The organism is Bacteroides sp. L008, assembly GCF_040812255.1.
Lineage (GTDB): Bacteria > Bacteroidota > Bacteroidia > Bacteroidales > Bacteroidaceae > Bacteroides > Bacteroides vicugnae.
Window position 1 is genome coordinate 511,474 of record NZ_JBFNXO010000001.1, and the last position, 15,767, is coordinate 527,240.

The following is a 15,767-nucleotide window of genomic DNA, read 5'->3' on the forward strand; positions in this document are numbered from 1 at the left end:
CCCAAAGATAAAGCTATTTTTTGTCAAGAGCAACTTTATTGATTATTAACTTGGCAGAGACAGTGGGAAAACAGACATTACGTTTTACTTCAATAGAGGCTCTGCTTTACCTGAACAGACGGTCTGTTTGGTGAAAACAGAGCCTCTAAAAGATGGCAACGCACACTCTAATTCCGGTAAGAAGCAAGGTGAAGACCGCTATGCCCCGGGTTGAAGGAGAAAGAATACCGGGCAAAACAGAGGGGAAAGCCGGGGTGGGGGGAACTTTCCCCTCTATGAATATGATTTTTCCTTTGATATATAAAAAGAAAGGAGGGAATCACAATTCCCTCCTTTGCGTGTAGTTTAATTGAAGCTACTTTATCATTAACTCTGTAAAGATACGATATTCGGAAGCGAAAGTCAAGTCTTTGAGGCTTTATTTGCTTTTTATTTCTCTATTCCACCGGATTGGATGGGTAAGCTTCCGGAGTATATTCTCCTTTTTTACAATGCATCTTTCTCTTTCAGGAAAAGAAGATTGAAAAGCTCTTTGGAGTTCTTTTTCCGGAACTGCTGATATGCCTTTAAATAATCGGTGCGAGTGGAATCGAGCAGATACAGTCGATACAGGTCTTTACATAATTCCTGTTGTTTACTGTTCCATTCGCTGATTTGCTTGTAAGGCCATTCTTTGACTCCTTTACCGAGATATGGCTTCAGAAAATCGGCAGCTTTGTAAATGCTTCGTCCGTCGGCAGAGCTGACAGAAAGAACAGGTATATGGGCTTTTTCTCCCATAGCCGCAATATCTATCAGATGTTGCAGATTGAATTCTGAATATCCGAAAGCCAATGTCCGGCGTAATTCTTCGGGCTGTTTGCCGCCCGGTTCAATCTGTTTGAATACCCGCTTCTCGGGAACTTCCCGAAGTATCCGTTCGGCTACTTTATGATTGCCTGTATAGAGTGCAAATGCGATGGCTTGTGCATCATAAGCAGTACTATGATTGTTGGGGCGGCTGGCTTCTTCTTTTCCTTGTTCGCTAGTCAGAATCCAGTCCAGTAATTGCCCGAACCACTTTTTTAGCTGCTCTGAATCTTTCGAGGTGAACGAACGGGATTTTTCAAGAAGCTGGACGGCATCCAGCATTTCCACTAACGAATAAGTATCTATCACACCATAGCAACGGCCAAGATCATTATTATGTCCAGGCGCAACCTGCGCATATTTCAGATGTGGGTTCATGCAGGTTTTCTTATCCAGAAACCAGACACGAATCTGTTTGGTTGCTTTCAGTGCATACTGTTCTTTGCCACTGAAATACCACGCAAGTGCGAGTGTCGTGACATTATTTGCCATCTCTCCCAAGCGGTTACGGTCCAGTTTATCCAGTTCCGGATTGGATACACCATCGCGGCTGATATAAGGTTTACCGTCCGGCTTGGTCGGGTCCGGCCAGAAATAGCGTGCCTGGCTCAAGTAGTCGTGTTTGTCTCCGCTTGGTGGCGTTTTATCTTTCATCATAACAGAAAGATAGTGGGCGTTCAAAGCCTTGTCTGCCTGCTTTAGTAAGTTCTGATAAGTGGCGCTGTATGCGGCTTGATTGAGAGACTTTTTCACTTGTTCCAGATGTTCCGCATTCCAGATGCTCTGGGCGCAAACAGTCATTGCAACAATGCTGAAAGCCAGTGACAAACGGATTCTCTTGGAGTAGTTCGCTCGTAGATTCATGGGATAATATAACTTTTTGGGTACTCGTTTTATTGTATTGTCTATTTCTCGTAATATACATTCATAATGATGGTGTTCAGTTTTCTGTCTGTTTGAATATTCAGCTGTTTCACCCAAATCAATCCGAATTTCTCCTTATGATAGAAGTAATACACTTCTCCTGCTGCAACAGTCGGAGTATTTGTTTTGATATCAGACGCTTTCACATCTCCGATGTCATCCCGGATATTGGTGATTTCACCGTTTGTCACTTTGGTAATCAGTGCGTCATCTGTGACTTTCTTGAACGGAGTTGTCTGTGTGGATTCTTTCCAGATGGCATAATCATTCAGATTCAAAGCTGTACCATTGCAAAACTGACTGTTCAGAAGATTGGTTCCGATATTGGCCGGGTTCAACAGACGCGCTGTGGGTGCACCGCTAGTATTATCCATTGCGAAAGTAACCCATTCTTTATGTTCGACTACATCACATGGAGTCATCGTCCGTCCATTCGTAACATCAAAGAAAGCATTCTCCGTTCCATGACTTCCCAGTTCGATATTTTCCCAAAGGATGTATGGCAGGGTAGGTGTCGGTTTCACTGTTACGCTTCCCGATACAGATAGTTCCTGATTATCCCCCAGCACATTGTCATACACTAATACTACATTGTCGATTACTAAATTTTCGGTAATGTCTTCGGGAGCTTTGAAAGAAAGACTGGTAGCGGTAGCTGTAAACTCGTATGCTTGTCCGTTTACCATTAGTTTCTTGGGAATATTCAGATTGGTTCCGGCCAGCGTAATAGTGGCTCCTGTGCCCACTTCTCCTTCCAGAACAGTGGTGACAGTAGGAATAACCGGTGGCACGATTACTTCAAAATCATTAGATACATTCACGGTATGGGTGGTATACGTAACGCTCAACTGAACCTTTTTAGTTATATCGAAAGTAGAGGGCACAGTTACCATCAGTGAAGTATGCGAACGGTCCGGATTGGGATCGAAAGATACCACTTGATCTCCGAAGTTTACCTTAGTAATCAGGTGCATATTCTTTCCTGTAAGTGTGATCTTATCTCCGATAGTAGCAGAACTCATATCAGTGGTGACACCCGGCACTACCACTTCGAAAGCATCACTTAAAGTCAGTTTGTGTACAGAATTGTAAGTGGCAACGACAGAGATATGTTGTGTCACTTCGAAATTATCGGGCACCGCCACTATCAGTGTGGTTTGCGAACGGTTGGATGGCTCGGTAGTGATGTTGACCACCTGATTGTCAAAAGCCACTTTAGAGATCAGATGCATATTCTGTCCGGTAAAGGTAACCTCGTCACCGATTGCTACGGAATAATCCGTAGCCGGTGGATTGACAGATGTTTCCGGAATTATGATTTCATTGTCACGGGTACATCCGTACAACAAACCTATCAGGCAGAACAGGACTGCCGATAATGCGGTAAATTTATATTGTCTTTTCATTGTCTTTCGTCTTTTTTAGTAACGTTGGTAATACAGGTCGAAAGTAATCGTTGCATTGGCATCATTCGTCGCCTTAACAGCGTCAAAGTCTACATTGACAGAACGGATAATCATAATACCGAATTTATTCTTCTTCAGGTTCTTGAACACAACGACACTGCCTGCCTTGTATATATTCGATGCTTCCTTATCCTCCGCTTCCGCTTTCTGACGGCTGCGTACCGAGTTGGAGCCTTCCGCATCCATATCAATATTGAATAATGCTTTGGTAATCTCGTCGGTAGGAGATATTTCTTCGATGTTTCCTTCTTTAATGTTTCTAATCAGTTCGCCATATCCTTTGCTTTCCTGAAGTACAAGAAGTTTGGTGACAGTAGAAGTAAACTCACCAAAGTTTTCGTTGACTTCGGCTTCCGTAGAAGAACTCTTCAATGGAGGTAATGGAGTACCGTTACACCAGTAATTTCTCAAATTAGCCTTTATGTTCTGCGGACCGTTCAATGCAAAGTCATTATTACTGTTGTGTACCGCTGCAAAATCAATCAGGGCACGGGAATCAACATCTTTCAGGATACAAGTGGTGGAAACCTGTCCGGTAGTTCCGTTAATCATATTACCAAAATCTTCATTGCGGTGTGCACCCATCTTCAGATTCGGATAGCTGAATACTCTCGGAATAAATACATAACAGTCATTCCGTAGCGTCAGACTGCCTGTTCCCTCATAATATTTGGCCAGAACGTCCACAGTAGCACTCTCCGGCAATTCCGGAACACGGAATACAATGCTGTTGGCAGTTTTCTCAACGAAGTTAGTCACTTTCACTTCATCCCCGAAATGGATGCTTTCAATCAGATTCAGGAAAGTTCCGTTGAGGGTAATCAGACTTCCCTCGGTCACCCGTTCTGCCATTGCGTCAATGGTCGGAATATCTTTGATGATCTCAAAAGCAGGACCCTCCGGTTGAGTGAACTGCTCTCCTGTAGAGTCAAGATAATAGAGGGAGATAGGAGCGGTATCCGTGATGACGAAAGGAATGGTTGCTACAATTTCTCTTTCGGACTGATAGGAGATGGAAGCCTCTTTATCGCCGAAACAAACTTTAGACACGATGTCCAGATTCTCACCTTGTATTTCAATCTGATCTCCCACGTGCGCCCCGGCAGGAACATTCTTCACTTGGGGAACCGGATATACAATCGTAAATGACTGCTCACTTTCCGTCTTTTTTTCTTTCGTACTAAGAACGATTTTCCCGTTTCCGGCATTGGCGGGAACTACAATAACAATCTCCTGTTGAGAGAGCTTATAGCGTATCGTAGCTTCTACGCCACCAATCGTTGCTTTTTGTATATCGCGCAGGAATTCTCCTTTGACAGTGATTTCCTGTCCGAACTTACCGCTCGTCGGGGTGAACTCTATAATTTGAGGATCACCCTGTTCGGTGACATCAGTCGATTCTTGTTCGTTGCAACCTGCCAGCGCAGTGAGAACGAAGAAGATGAATAGGCTATAGAATTTATTTTTCATGATTCAGTGTCTTTTAGTATTAATAGTTAGGGTTCTGTGTGATGACGCCCGGATTGTTGTCGATCACGCTTTGTGGAATCGGCAGTATCAATTGGTAATCCTGCAACTTGTTGATCTGTTGGGTATAGCCAGCATAGAAATCCCATTCCGTTTCCTGAATATGCTTGTTGACCACCTCTATGGCCTTGCCCCAACGCAAGAGGTCGAACCAGCGTTGATTTTCGAAAGCCAGTTCCAAACGACGTTCTTTCTCAAGATAGGTACGGAATACGTTACGGGTAGTCACAGCGTTACTCTCGATTTTGCTTAGTCCGGCACGTTCACGTACCAGATTCAGGTATTTCAATCCGGCAGAAGGACCGTCTACTTCGTTCAATACTTCCGCATACATCAGCAGCACATCTGCGTAACGGATAATGGGCCAGTCATTTTCAGCATCGTATCGTACAGATACTTCTGAAAGGAACTTCTTGACATAAGCAACCTGTGCTTCCATCTCTTTGCTCTTATCATAATAACTGTCTGCCATGCTGACGTCCTTTCTTAAATCCTCTTTACTGTAAGCAGCGGATATTTCTTTCGTCGGGTAATTCTTACCGTCACCGCTACCGGTGATTACATTCGCGCCACTGTTCTGCGGTGCAAATGTATTGGCAAACGGAGAACCGATACCCAGGCTGCCGCTTTTGTAGCGTACAGTGAAGATAATGTCATCGTTCATTTCTTTGGTCGTGTCGAACACATCGGCATATTTGACATTCAGCGTTTCGCCTTTAACAGTCACTACATCGCTTAGCAACGGTTTGGCGTCTTCATACTGTCCGAGGGTAAGATAAACCTTTGCCAGTAGTGACTTGGCTGCCAGTACCGTGGCGCGTCCCAAGTCATTGGAACTATACGTAACATCCTGCAAGTCCGTGACAGAACGTTTCAGGTCGTCGATGATTTGTGAGTAGGTAGCCTGTACCGAACTGCGGTCTTTTCTTAATGATTCTTCCATACTGATCTCTTCCGTCACCAGAAAGGTGGGACCGAAAAGACGCACCAGATTGAAGTAATGATAAGCACGGATAAAGAGTGCTTCACCCTCGAATTGTGCACGCTTCTTTTCGTCCTCCACTACGTTCAACACTTCGGGAACCAGTATTGAGTTACAGTTATTGATGTTCTGATAAGTAGCCTCCCAGTAAGTACGGATATTCGGGTTGCTGGCGTCCATTGTTCCGAGGTCCAGTGCCAGCAGTTGCATGAATGCGTCATTACTGGAACGGGTGCTGTTCATGCGGGTATTGTCCGAGCGGAGTTCCGTCAGCGCCCATTCTATATTTAACGGATTGTGCATACCTCCGTAACAGCCGATGACAGCAGTATTCACTTCCGCTTCATTCTTATAGAAGTTGATATCGGCTATGTAAGAATCTGGCATGATGTTCAAGTCGCAGGAGGCGAGTCCCAACGCACAGGTCGAGAGAATACCGATGAATGTATGTTTTAGTTTCATTGTTATTTGTCTTTAAGGAGTTAGAAATTAAGTTCGAATCCGAAAGTGACTGTCGATTGCAGGGGGAACCCTCCGGACTGGTAACCGTTGATAAGGGGAGAACTGTAAGAACCACTCGTCTTGCGTGCTTCCGGATTAATACCACGGTAGTCCTTGGACCAGATATAGAACAGGTTCTGTCCTGAAGCATAGAGACGGAGTGAGTTGATTCCGATCTTTTTCAATTGCTTCTTATTGAACTTATAACCTAAAGTCACGTTGCGCAATGCCACATACGAGCCGTCTTCGATCAGGTAATCCGTAAATTCCCAGGCGACACCGCCGTTTGCTGCGAAAGAGGGAGTTTTTCCGTCACCCGGGTAGTCTGCGCTGATCCAGCGGTTTTTCACGTAGTTGCGGTTGAACTTCTTGGTTTCGGTAAAGTAACCGTCACCGTTGAATACATCCAGTCCGTGAACTCCCTGAATCATGACGTAAAGGTCGAATCCTTTCCAGGTCAGTGTATTGGTGAATCCCCATGTTGCTGTCGGGAATGGGTTGCCTATTTCTGTACGGTCTTTGTCATTAATCACTCCGTCATCGTTGATATCTACAATCCGGAGACTGCCCGGTACGGCGCTGGCCAAGTGGGGAACAGCGTCCACCTCTTCCTGACTTTTGTAAATGCCGTCTGTCTTGTAGCCGAAGAAAGAAATGGCTCTCTTGCCTACCTGTGCCAGATATGTTTCGTTACGTTCACCCGTAGAGATCAGTCGTTCTTCTCCCGAAAGTTCCAGTAACTTGTTGAAGTTGGAAGAGATATTGAATGAGCTTTCCCATTCAAAATTCTTGGTGCGGATATTATGAGTGTTCAGTTCTATCTCAATACCACTGTTGCGGATGCGTCCGATATTATTCCAGTAGTTATTGAATCCGGTGAAAGAAAGAACCGGCTGTTTGAATAATAACTGTTTGGTGATGGAGTAGTATCCGTCCACTGTCAGGTTGATGCGGTTGTTCAGGATGCTCAAGTCAAATCCGGCGTTGTATTCGTAAGTCTGTTCCCAGGTGATGCGGTTGTTACCTTTGGTTTCGCTAGTTTTGGCGAGTCCGGAGATCAGGTTGCCGTTTCCCTCTCCCAATGCATAGTTGCTGGGATAGAGCAGGTCATAGAATGAATTGGCGGGAATACTGTTATTACCCGTCACACCGAAACTGGCACGGACTTTCAGCAGGTTCAGCCAACCGAATTGTTTCAGGAAAGACTCTTCCGAAGCACGCCATCCCACAGATACCGAGGGGAAGTAGCCCCATTGATGCCCGTCGGCGAAGAGAGAACTTCCGTCTGTACGGATACTGGCAGAGAACAGGTATTTCTCATCATAACTGTATGTGGCACGTGCCAATAGGGACATCATTGCCGTACGGTATTTCTGGGTGTAAGTTCCGTCAAGGTCGAAAGATGTTGCGGCATTCAATGTATGGATATAGTCGGTGGGGAAGCCCAGTCCGACGATACCGGCAGTTCTTTCAGAAGTAGTCTGCGCTGTGTAGCCGGCCAGTACGGAGTAGTCATGCTTCCCTGTCTTTCCGGTATAGTTCAACGTGTTCTCGCTCAATAAGTCGATATACAGACGGTTGGTATAAGTACCCATAGCTGATTCTTCATCTTTCTTCGCTGCATAATCGCGATATTGATTGTTCTGGCGATACTTGATAAAGAAACCGTTGGAAGTGGTGAATACCAGTCCTTTCATCAGTTGGACATTGAAAGAGGCATTCGCCTGCAGGTTGTAATCCTCGCGGAAACGTTCTTCCGTATCCATCAGTGAACGTGGATTGTTGTTGCTCGAACCGAAAGGACTGCTGGTCGGGGTGAAAGTGGTTCCGTCTTCACGGGTATAAGTAACATTGCTGAAGTCGCTGCCTCGTGCATACGAACCGATAGGTTTGCCGGTCAGTGCGGAGGTGGCGGCTGTATGGCGTACAGGCATGAAAGAGGGCGTACGATAGAAATCCATGAAGTTGGTGGCAGGAGTTTCTGTCTTGGTGTACGACGGTGCCAGATTCAAGCTGAAGTCTACCCGTTTGGATAGTTTGGCAGTGATGCGTGAACGCAGGTTCAGGCGGGTATAGTTGCTGTTGAGCATGATACCGTCTTCCTGTGCATAGTTGCCCGAAATATAATAAGTGATGTCATTCTTGCCACCCGATACGGAGAGCTGCACCTGGTGAATCTGCGGACTGCTGTTCAATCCCTCTTTCTGCCAGTCGGTGTAGTTATCAATGAGGCCGAAAGCCTCCTCTGTCTGTGATATTGTTTTATTTTTCAATACCGATTCATATCCGATCATGCTGCAATAATCCTGTGAACTCATGATGGGATGTAACTTATAAGCCCATTTCAAACCAGTGGAGGCTTTCACGCTGTATTTTGGTTTACTGGCTTTTCCTGTCTTGGTAGTAACCAAAATAACGCCATTGGCGGCACGTGAACCGTAGATGGCTGCCGAAGCGGCATCTTTCAATACTTCGATGGAAGAAATATCCGCCATATCGAGTGTGGAAAGACCGTCCGGTGTGGGGTAGCCGTCGATGACAATCAACGGAGAACTGTCGGCACTGATAGAACCCATACCACGCACACGGATTTGTGGGGCGGCTCCCGCTTCGGAAGTAGAGTTCTGGATATTGACACCGGCAATTTTACCCTGTAATAACTGGTCTACTTGGGTCACGGGAATATCTGTCAGGTTGTTGATATCCATTTTGGACACAGATCCCGTCAAGTGGGACTTTTTCTGCACACCATAACCTACGACTACCACTTCATCCAGTGTCTTGGTATCTTCCAGCAGGTGAATATCCAATTTGTTTTTACCGTTGATGGCAACTTCCTGTGGGATGTATCCGATGTATGAAACCACCAGGATAGACTTGGAGGAGGGGACACTCAACGTAAACTGACCGTCCATGTTGGTGATTGTACCTGCGGTACCACCTTTTACTTTCACATTCGCTCCGGGGATTCCACCCTGACTGTCGGTCACTGTTCCGGTGACGGTAAACGACTGTGCATAAGTGACGGTAACGCACGGAACACAGAATAACAGCATCAATGCCATTACCAAAGGGTAATGAATAAATTTGTTCTTCATCTGATTAGTATTTTAAGTGTTTCTTATTCTAAACTATAGATTAAATGAATTCTTTTGTTGGCAGGTGTCTTGCGGAATTGAGTGCCGATGGCTTCATATCCGGCTTTCGGATCAAAGAAGGAGGCACGGCGAAGAATCCAGCAAGCTTCTTCCTGTTTCTTGTCCCATTCCTTGATTTGTTGGTAAGGCCATTCGCTCTGTGGTTTGCCGATATATGGAATCAGAAATTTCAGTGCTGCCGTAATGGAACGTCCGTCCGGACTGGTGGCGGTGTAAATATCCTGTCCCAAAGTGGAGGCGATCGAACACATATCGAGCATATGTCCCAGATTGAAGATGGTATATCCTAGGGCGGTGGTGCGTGCAAGTTCCAACGGTTGCTTGCCGTCCGGTTCTATCTGCGCGAACAAACGCTTTTCGGGAAATTCCTGAATGGTTTTCATTGCAAGATCTTGATTGCCTGTATATAGAGCATAAGCTGTCAGTTGCACGTCATAAGCCAGACCGTGATTGTTCTTTGCTCTCTGTTCTTCGGCAGCTACGGGACTGGTCTGCATCCATTCCACTAGTTGCGTGAACCATTCTTTCATCCCTTTCTTTACTTTGGGAGTAAATGCTTTCGAGTTCTCCATCAATGTCATGGCGTCAATCATTTCTGTGAATGAGTAAATATCAATCATACCTGCACCACGTCCCATGCCTTTATTCTTTCCGGGGATGGTTTGTCCGTAAGTGAGGTTCGGATTCATCTTTGTCTTGGCATCCAGAAACCAGACATTCAGGAAGTCTACGGCTTTTTGCGCATATTTCTCATCACCGGAGAAGTAATAGGCAAGTCCCAGTGTGGTGACTGCTTTCGACATATCTCCCAGTTTGTTGCGGTCGAGCTTATCCAATTCCGGATTTCTTAGTCCGTCTTTACGGATATAGGGCAAACCGTCCGGTTTGGATGGGTCCGGCCACCAATAAGGCCCCATGCTCATATAGTCGTGTTTGTCTCCGCTATCTGCTGTCATCGTTTTATCCATTACGGACGGCGGAGTCATCTTCAAAGCCTTGTCGGCATCTCTTAAAAGAGTTTTGACGGCAGGGGCATATAGAGGTGAATCGGCTTTTTCTTTTACTTTAGCTAATTTTTCCGCAGCATAGATGCGGGTGTTGGCTACCTGTGCGTTCAGTGTGAAAGCAGAGGCGAACAATAATGTGCATACTAATAAGTTTTTCATATTCTATTGATTTTCTAGTTTATTGAATCCATAATAACGGGTGACGGATGGGAAGATTACGTACCACCTCTTCGTTGGTGGGGAAATGCTCCAGTTGCATCCATGTTTTGAAATATTCTTTGTTGAAATGATGTAATGTGCCGAATAACAGGAACGGTTGCGCCACCGGCCATTCTTCCCAGAACATGATGTCGGGTTGTCTCTTCCAGCTACTTTTGTCTTTTACGTATGGATAAAGCCAGGCGATACCCTTATCGATGTTTTTGCCATCCGGTGTGGTATAGTTCCATATGTTTTCTTCTTCGGTAGTGAGCAGTTGGCAGATAGTGGCCATTGCGTCAAGGTTGAAAAGAGAATAACCATAGGGCTTGGTGCGTTCCAGTTCTAAAGGGAAACTGCCGTCTGCAGCCATTTGATTAGGTAAAAGTACTGTTTTATAGCGTTCCGTGCAAAAACGAATCATTTCCCGGTTGTCCGTGAACAACGCAAAGGCAGCGACTTGCATGACCCAGCAGGTACCATGATTGTTTTTCGCTTCCATTTCTTTGATTCCGTAACGGTGTGTGGACATCCAGGTCAGATAATCGGAGAACCATTGTTTGATAGTCCCCAGTTCTTCCTTGTCAATTATCCCTTTCGCTTCCATAAGCCGGAGCGACTGCACTACTTCGATCAGGTGAATCGTATCGATAATTCCTATTCCTCGTCCTGTCGCTACTCCCTTGATGGCCTGTGCATACAGCAGATTGGGATTCATCTGTGTATCCGGGGTGATAAACCATGCCCGGATATGTTGCATGGCTGCATCGGAATATACTTGTTTACCCGTAAGTATCCAGGCGGAAGTAAGGTCGCCTACCAGTTGGCTCATGCGAATCATGGTCTGCCGGTGTGCTGTGAAATTCTCCGGGTTGGTTTCTCCGTCCCGGCGGATATAAGGACCGTCGGGAGCTTCCGGATTCGGCCACCAGTAGTCACCCTCCGAATAGAAGTCATGGATACCTCCGGCACTTCTTGTCGCGCGGGTAGCGGTCACTGTGACCGGTTTCTCATGAAGCGCGGCATCTGCCCGTTGTATCGTTTCTTTTTCTAAAAGGTGACGGATCTGTTCGGCTGTGTTTTCTCCGGCAACTGCCGTAGCAGTGCCAAAGAATATAATGAAACCTATTGAAACTATTGTCTTTCTCATGGTACTTTTCTCCTTTTCTTATTCAGCTTTCACTGCTATTCAGCTTTCACTTCGATGAAAGCAGTTTGAATGCCCGGTGATTTTACGGCTATCTGGCATGTACCGTTCAAGTCAACGCGAATCGCAGCTCTGCCATTATAAGCCTGTACTTTTCGGGAACCGGTGGATGTTCCTAAGTTCTGAATCAGTTTTCCGTCGCCCGCAGCTTCAAATGAGATTACATTTGCAGCATCCAGGCAGGGGATCCCTTTGTCGTCAGTCAGCTGGGCTTCCACCCATACGATAGAACCTTTATCGGGGTATGTCTTCAACTTCAGTTGTTTCGGATTGCCCCATTCTTCTGTCTGGTAGTTGAAACTTATTTCATCCGTAATGGCTGCTTTCATGTTACCTTTACCAGGGCCTTTCACAGCGACCGCTTTTATGTTATTTTCTCCTGCTTTCAGTAGGCAGTTCCAGTGAAGTCCCGCTGCCGGAAAGTCCTGGCTGTTGCGTTGCTTGACTCCCTGACTGACGCCGTTCACGAACAGTTCTACTGCTGCACAGTTGGAATATACCAGAATCTCTTTTTCTTCGTTCACTTTGCCCCATCGAGTCCGCCAGTTATGACCGTAAATATGAATCATAGGCTGTTTAGTCCAGTAAGACTGGAAGACGTAGTAGGCCTCTTTTTTAGTGAGATCCCGTTCTACCACTCCTTTCTGATTGACGTATGGCACCGGATTATCGGGGCGGAGAGGGGTGGAGAAATCTTTGAATACCCAAAAGGCGGTTCCTGTCAGCCAAGGCATTGTTTCTTGCTCTTTCAAGTGCCAGTCGAATAGTTTTACGATGTAAGTTTCCGACCAGTCGCCATCTCTGGAAGCACGGGGATCTCCGCCTTGCAGGGCGAAGTCGCCTGCCCGTTCGTCGGCACTGTTTCCACTCGTAATTGCCTGTAGCGGGTTGAAAGGATATTCGGAATGACGTCCGGCATGTGAGTCACCTCCCCATTCTACGTGCAGGAAATGTTTCACCCGTTTCATCTCGTTCTCCGAAATGCTCTTGTAGTCTGTGAATTGTCCGCGATACCAGCCTGCCCAAATGGAGGGAGAGTAGACATCTACAATATCATTGCAGAAATCACATCTGCGGATGGAAGTCATACGTGACGGATCGAGTTGGTGTGACAAGTCATTCAACTCTTTCATGAAAGCACGGATGGCCGATTGTTCGAATGTTGAGAAATCATTGGGCCAGTCATTTTCATTTCCCAATCCCCAAAGGATGACGGAGGGATGATTGTGGTGCTGGGTAATCATGTTGGTCAGCATCCGGCGGGCTTGTGCCTGATATTTCTCTCCTCCCAGTCCACCTCTGCACCAGGGGATTTCTTCCCATACCAAAATGCCTAACTGATCGCATAAACGGAGAATGATGTCCGATTGTTGGTAATGTCCCAAACGGATAAAGTTGACTCCCATCTCTTTAATCAGTTTCATTTCCGCTTCCATTTGTTCTTCTGTCATAGCGGCACTTACTCCGGCATGGTCATCATGCCGATGGGTTCCTCTTAACAGCAGACGTTCTCCGTTCAACCGGAAAGGTCCGTTTTCAATGAATTCAAAGTGACGGAATCCGACGGATTCTGTAATAGTCTGTTTGCTTTGAGGAGTAGTCAATGTCAGTTCGCAGGTATAGAGTTGAGGCTGGTCGGGACTCCACAGAATCGGATTCTTAATCGTTGTTTCGAACAGAGGATTTGTTCCCAACGGAAGAATCGTTGTTGTCTGTTCCCATACCTTTTCTCCATTAGGTGCCTTTAATAAAAGGTGAATGCTTGCCTGGCGAATATCATTCGGGTTATGAAATGTTCCTTGTATCTTTAGAGAAGCGCTTTTCATATCTTTCTCTACAGGGGTTTCTATCTGTATATTACTGAAGGACACTTCGGGCTGGTAAATCAGATTCACGTAGCGGTAAAGACCACCGTATAAGTTGAAATCCGACAGGTCGGACGGAATCATCTCCGTATCTCTGGTATTATCGCAACGAACGGATAATGGAATTCTGCCATTGAAGCGTTTTGCGCAATCCGGGTTGGCAAGGGCTTGTTGAACAGCTTCGGTGATATCAACACTCCAACCGTCGTATCCTCCTGTGTGACTGGCTACTTTATATGTATAGACATACACTTCCGTTTTTTGTCCTGCTCCCTCAAACTCCAGCAGGATGCGTCCATTGAGATATGGATTCTTGATAGAAAGCTGCGTGCGATACCATCCTGCGCCCTGATAATAATTGATATCCGGGTCTACTGCATCTTCTGCATTGAAACAGTGGGGCAGGGTAACCTGTTGCCAGATAGGCACTGCTTCGGAAGAACCGGGGTCGGCGGGACGTATTGCTTCCCAAATGCTTCCCAAGTCACCTTTCAGGTATTCCCATGAGTCTGTCAGCCGGATTCTTTGTTGAGTCGGAATCATGGCATTCAACGGGAGTATCAGCAGAATGAACAGGATGAATATGGAAGATAATCTTTTCATAATTAGTAATGTACTAATAAGGATAAATAGTAAAGTGATGTGATCGTGAGAGTTGCCGGAAGATTTAGAAAAGACTTTCTTCCTTTTCCAATTTAGCTTTGCGGAGCAAGGCTTCCAGGAAATAATAGTCGGCGTATGAAAGTGGGACATCTATTTCGCTGTCGTGTGGTTTGGAACCTGTGCTGTGCAGCAGCAAGAATCCTTTATCCCCGTTCAGTTGCGCACGATAGCTATGCGTCAGATTCTGGAGAATCTTATCGGCTTCCTGCTTGTATTGTTCTTTCTTTTCGGGAACGTATGTGCTTAGTTCATAAAGAGCGGATGCCATACAGGATGCAGCGGATGCGTCACGGGGTTCGTTCGGTATTCCGGGTGCGTTGAAGTCCCAATAAGGAATCAGGTCTGCCGGCAGGGTCGGATTACTGAAGATGTATTTCTCTACTTTCTCCGCCTGTTGCAGGAATTCGGGTCTGCCGGTTTCACGATAGCACATGGTGTATCCGTATAAGGCCCATGCTTGTCCGCGTGCCCATGCCGATTCGTCGGAATATCCCTGATGCGTCATTTTGCTGCGTACCGTTCCGTTGATGGTATCGTACTCTACTACATGATAGCAGCTGTTGTCTTCACGGAAGTGATTCTTCATGGTAGTGAGTGCATGGTTGACTGCTATATTATAATAGGTGGAGTCGTTTGTTTCGCGGAATGCCCAGAACAGAAGTTCAAGATTCAGCATATTATCGATGATAACGGGGAATTGCCATTTGTCTGCATGGTGGTCCCAGGAACGGATACAGCCGATTATCGGTTTGTAACGGGTAATCAGGGTGCGTGCGGATTGCAACAGAATATCTTTATAAGTGGAATCTCCGGTCAGACGATAACCGTTTCCATAGCTGCAATACATCTTGAAGCCCATGTCGTGTGTTTTTCCGTTATTTTTTTCGCGTTCCAGAATTTCTGTATGTTTCTGCGCCTGCTCTTTCCAATATGGATTGTGCGTGTATTCATATAGATACCAAAGCTCACCGGGGAAGAATCCACTGGTCCAGTCTTTAGAAACAACCAGTTCCAGTGAACCGTCCGGTTTGATACTGCGGGGATTGGTTAATTCCCCCCAGCCTTTGTTTTCTCTCTTTTCTCTACTCTCTTGTGATTCATTGGCACGTGCCTCGTCTATTTGAGTCAGTGCGTATTTTAATTGCTGTTCGGCAAATGCGAAGTTAGAAGCAACGATATCTTGCTCTTTAGAGTGATTACAACTGGTAAGTGTGATGATTCCAAGTCCGAAGACCAACAAGTAGTTTTTAATCTTTGTTTCCATATGATTATATTAAGTAGAACAACATTGCAAATGTATGGAAACAGAGTAGAATCGGTTTGTCTAATGATGCCAGATGTTTGCATTTTCATCCCAAACAAATAAAAAAATCCGTTCTGTAAGCCTTGTTGGGACATTTTTTATTGTTTGGGACGATTT

9 protein-coding genes are annotated in these 15,767 nt (G+C 45.7%); all 9 read right to left on the reverse strand.

Going from position 1 to position 15,767, the window contains the following annotated elements; all coding sequences use genetic code 11:
* Positions 1–486: 486 nt before the first annotated feature.
* The 9 genes from AB3G73_RS01995 to AB3G73_RS02035 all read right to left on the reverse strand — a co-directional run bounded on the left by AB3G73_RS01995 (position 487) and on the right by AB3G73_RS02035 (position 15,611).
* Positions 487–1,713 carry an alginate lyase family protein gene (locus AB3G73_RS01995; RefSeq protein WP_367742190.1) on the reverse strand — a complete coding sequence of 409 codons (1,227 nt, stop codon included), beginning with the start codon at positions 1,711–1,713 and terminating at the stop codon, positions 487–489.
* A gap of 41 nt (positions 1,714–1,754) precedes the next feature.
* The gene (locus AB3G73_RS02000) at positions 1,755–3,179 is read right to left on the reverse strand and encodes a hypothetical protein (RefSeq protein ID WP_367742192.1); all 1,425 of its coding nucleotides are present in this window, start codon (positions 3,177–3,179) and stop codon (positions 1,755–1,757) included.
* Positions 3,180–3,194: 15 nt separating this feature from the next.
* Positions 3,195–4,709, reverse strand: a complete 1,515-nt coding sequence (locus AB3G73_RS02005; protein ID WP_074637166.1) for an IPT/TIG domain-containing protein — start codon at positions 4,707–4,709, stop codon at positions 3,195–3,197.
* A 19-nt stretch (positions 4,710–4,728) separates the two neighbouring features.
* Positions 4,729–6,210: a RagB/SusD family nutrient uptake outer membrane protein gene (locus AB3G73_RS02010; protein ID WP_148366213.1), complete on the reverse strand. Its 1,482-nt coding sequence runs from the start codon at positions 6,208–6,210 to the stop codon at positions 4,729–4,731.
* 20 nt (positions 6,211–6,230) lie between these two features.
* Positions 6,231–9,347: a SusC/RagA family TonB-linked outer membrane protein gene (locus AB3G73_RS02015; RefSeq protein ID WP_367742195.1), complete on the reverse strand. Its 3,117-nt coding sequence runs from the start codon at positions 9,345–9,347 to the stop codon at positions 6,231–6,233.
* A 23-nt stretch (positions 9,348–9,370) separates the two neighbouring features.
* Positions 9,371–10,573, reverse strand: coding sequence for an alginate lyase family protein (locus AB3G73_RS02020; RefSeq protein ID WP_074637162.1), 1,203 nt, complete (start codon positions 10,571–10,573; stop codon positions 9,371–9,373).
* Between the two features lie 19 nt (positions 10,574–10,592).
* Positions 10,593–11,762 carry an alginate lyase family protein gene (locus AB3G73_RS02025; RefSeq protein ID WP_367742202.1) on the reverse strand — a complete coding sequence of 390 codons (1,170 nt, stop codon included), beginning with the start codon at positions 11,760–11,762 and terminating at the stop codon, positions 10,593–10,595.
* A 35-nt stretch (positions 11,763–11,797) separates the two neighbouring features.
* Positions 11,798–14,287 carry a glycoside hydrolase family 2 TIM barrel-domain containing protein gene (locus tag AB3G73_RS02030; RefSeq protein ID WP_217723297.1) on the reverse strand — a complete coding sequence of 830 codons (2,490 nt, stop codon included), beginning with the start codon at positions 14,285–14,287 and terminating at the stop codon, positions 11,798–11,800.
* Between the two features lie 64 nt (positions 14,288–14,351).
* Complete coding sequence (locus AB3G73_RS02035) at positions 14,352–15,611, reverse strand: glycoside hydrolase family 88 protein (RefSeq protein ID WP_298047241.1); 1,260 nt, start codon at positions 15,609–15,611, stop codon at positions 14,352–14,354.
* Between the last annotated feature and the right edge of the window lie 156 nt (positions 15,612–15,767).

Bases quoted from the DNA above. Each gene is read 5' to 3' on its own strand.
- AB3G73_RS02000 (WP_367742192.1), bottom strand. From the start codon at position 3,179: ATGAAAAGACAATATAAATTTACCGCATTATCGGCAGTCCTGTTCTGC.
- AB3G73_RS02020 (WP_074637162.1), bottom strand. From the start codon at position 10,573: ATGAAAAACTTATTAGTATGCACATTATTGTTCGCCTCTGCTTTCACA.
- AB3G73_RS02005 (WP_074637166.1), bottom strand. From the start codon at position 4,709: ATGAAAAATAAATTCTATAGCCTATTCATCTTCTTCGTTCTCACTGCG.
- AB3G73_RS02025 (WP_367742202.1), bottom strand. From the start codon at position 11,762: ATGAGAAAGACAATAGTTTCAATAGGTTTCATTATATTCTTTGGCACT.
- AB3G73_RS02010 (WP_148366213.1), bottom strand. From the start codon at position 6,210: ATGAAACTAAAACATACATTCATCGGTATTCTCTCGACCTGTGCGTTG.
- AB3G73_RS02015 (WP_367742195.1), bottom strand. From the start codon at position 9,347: ATGAAGAACAAATTTATTCATTACCCTTTGGTAATGGCATTGATGCTG.
- AB3G73_RS01995 (WP_367742190.1), bottom strand. From the start codon at position 1,713: ATGAATCTACGAGCGAACTACTCCAAGAGAATCCGTTTGTCACTGGCT.
- AB3G73_RS02030 (WP_217723297.1), bottom strand. From the start codon at position 14,287: ATGAAAAGATTATCTTCCATATTCATCCTGTTCATTCTGCTGATACTC.
- AB3G73_RS02035 (WP_298047241.1), bottom strand. From the start codon at position 15,611: ATGGAAACAAAGATTAAAAACTACTTGTTGGTCTTCGGACTTGGAATC.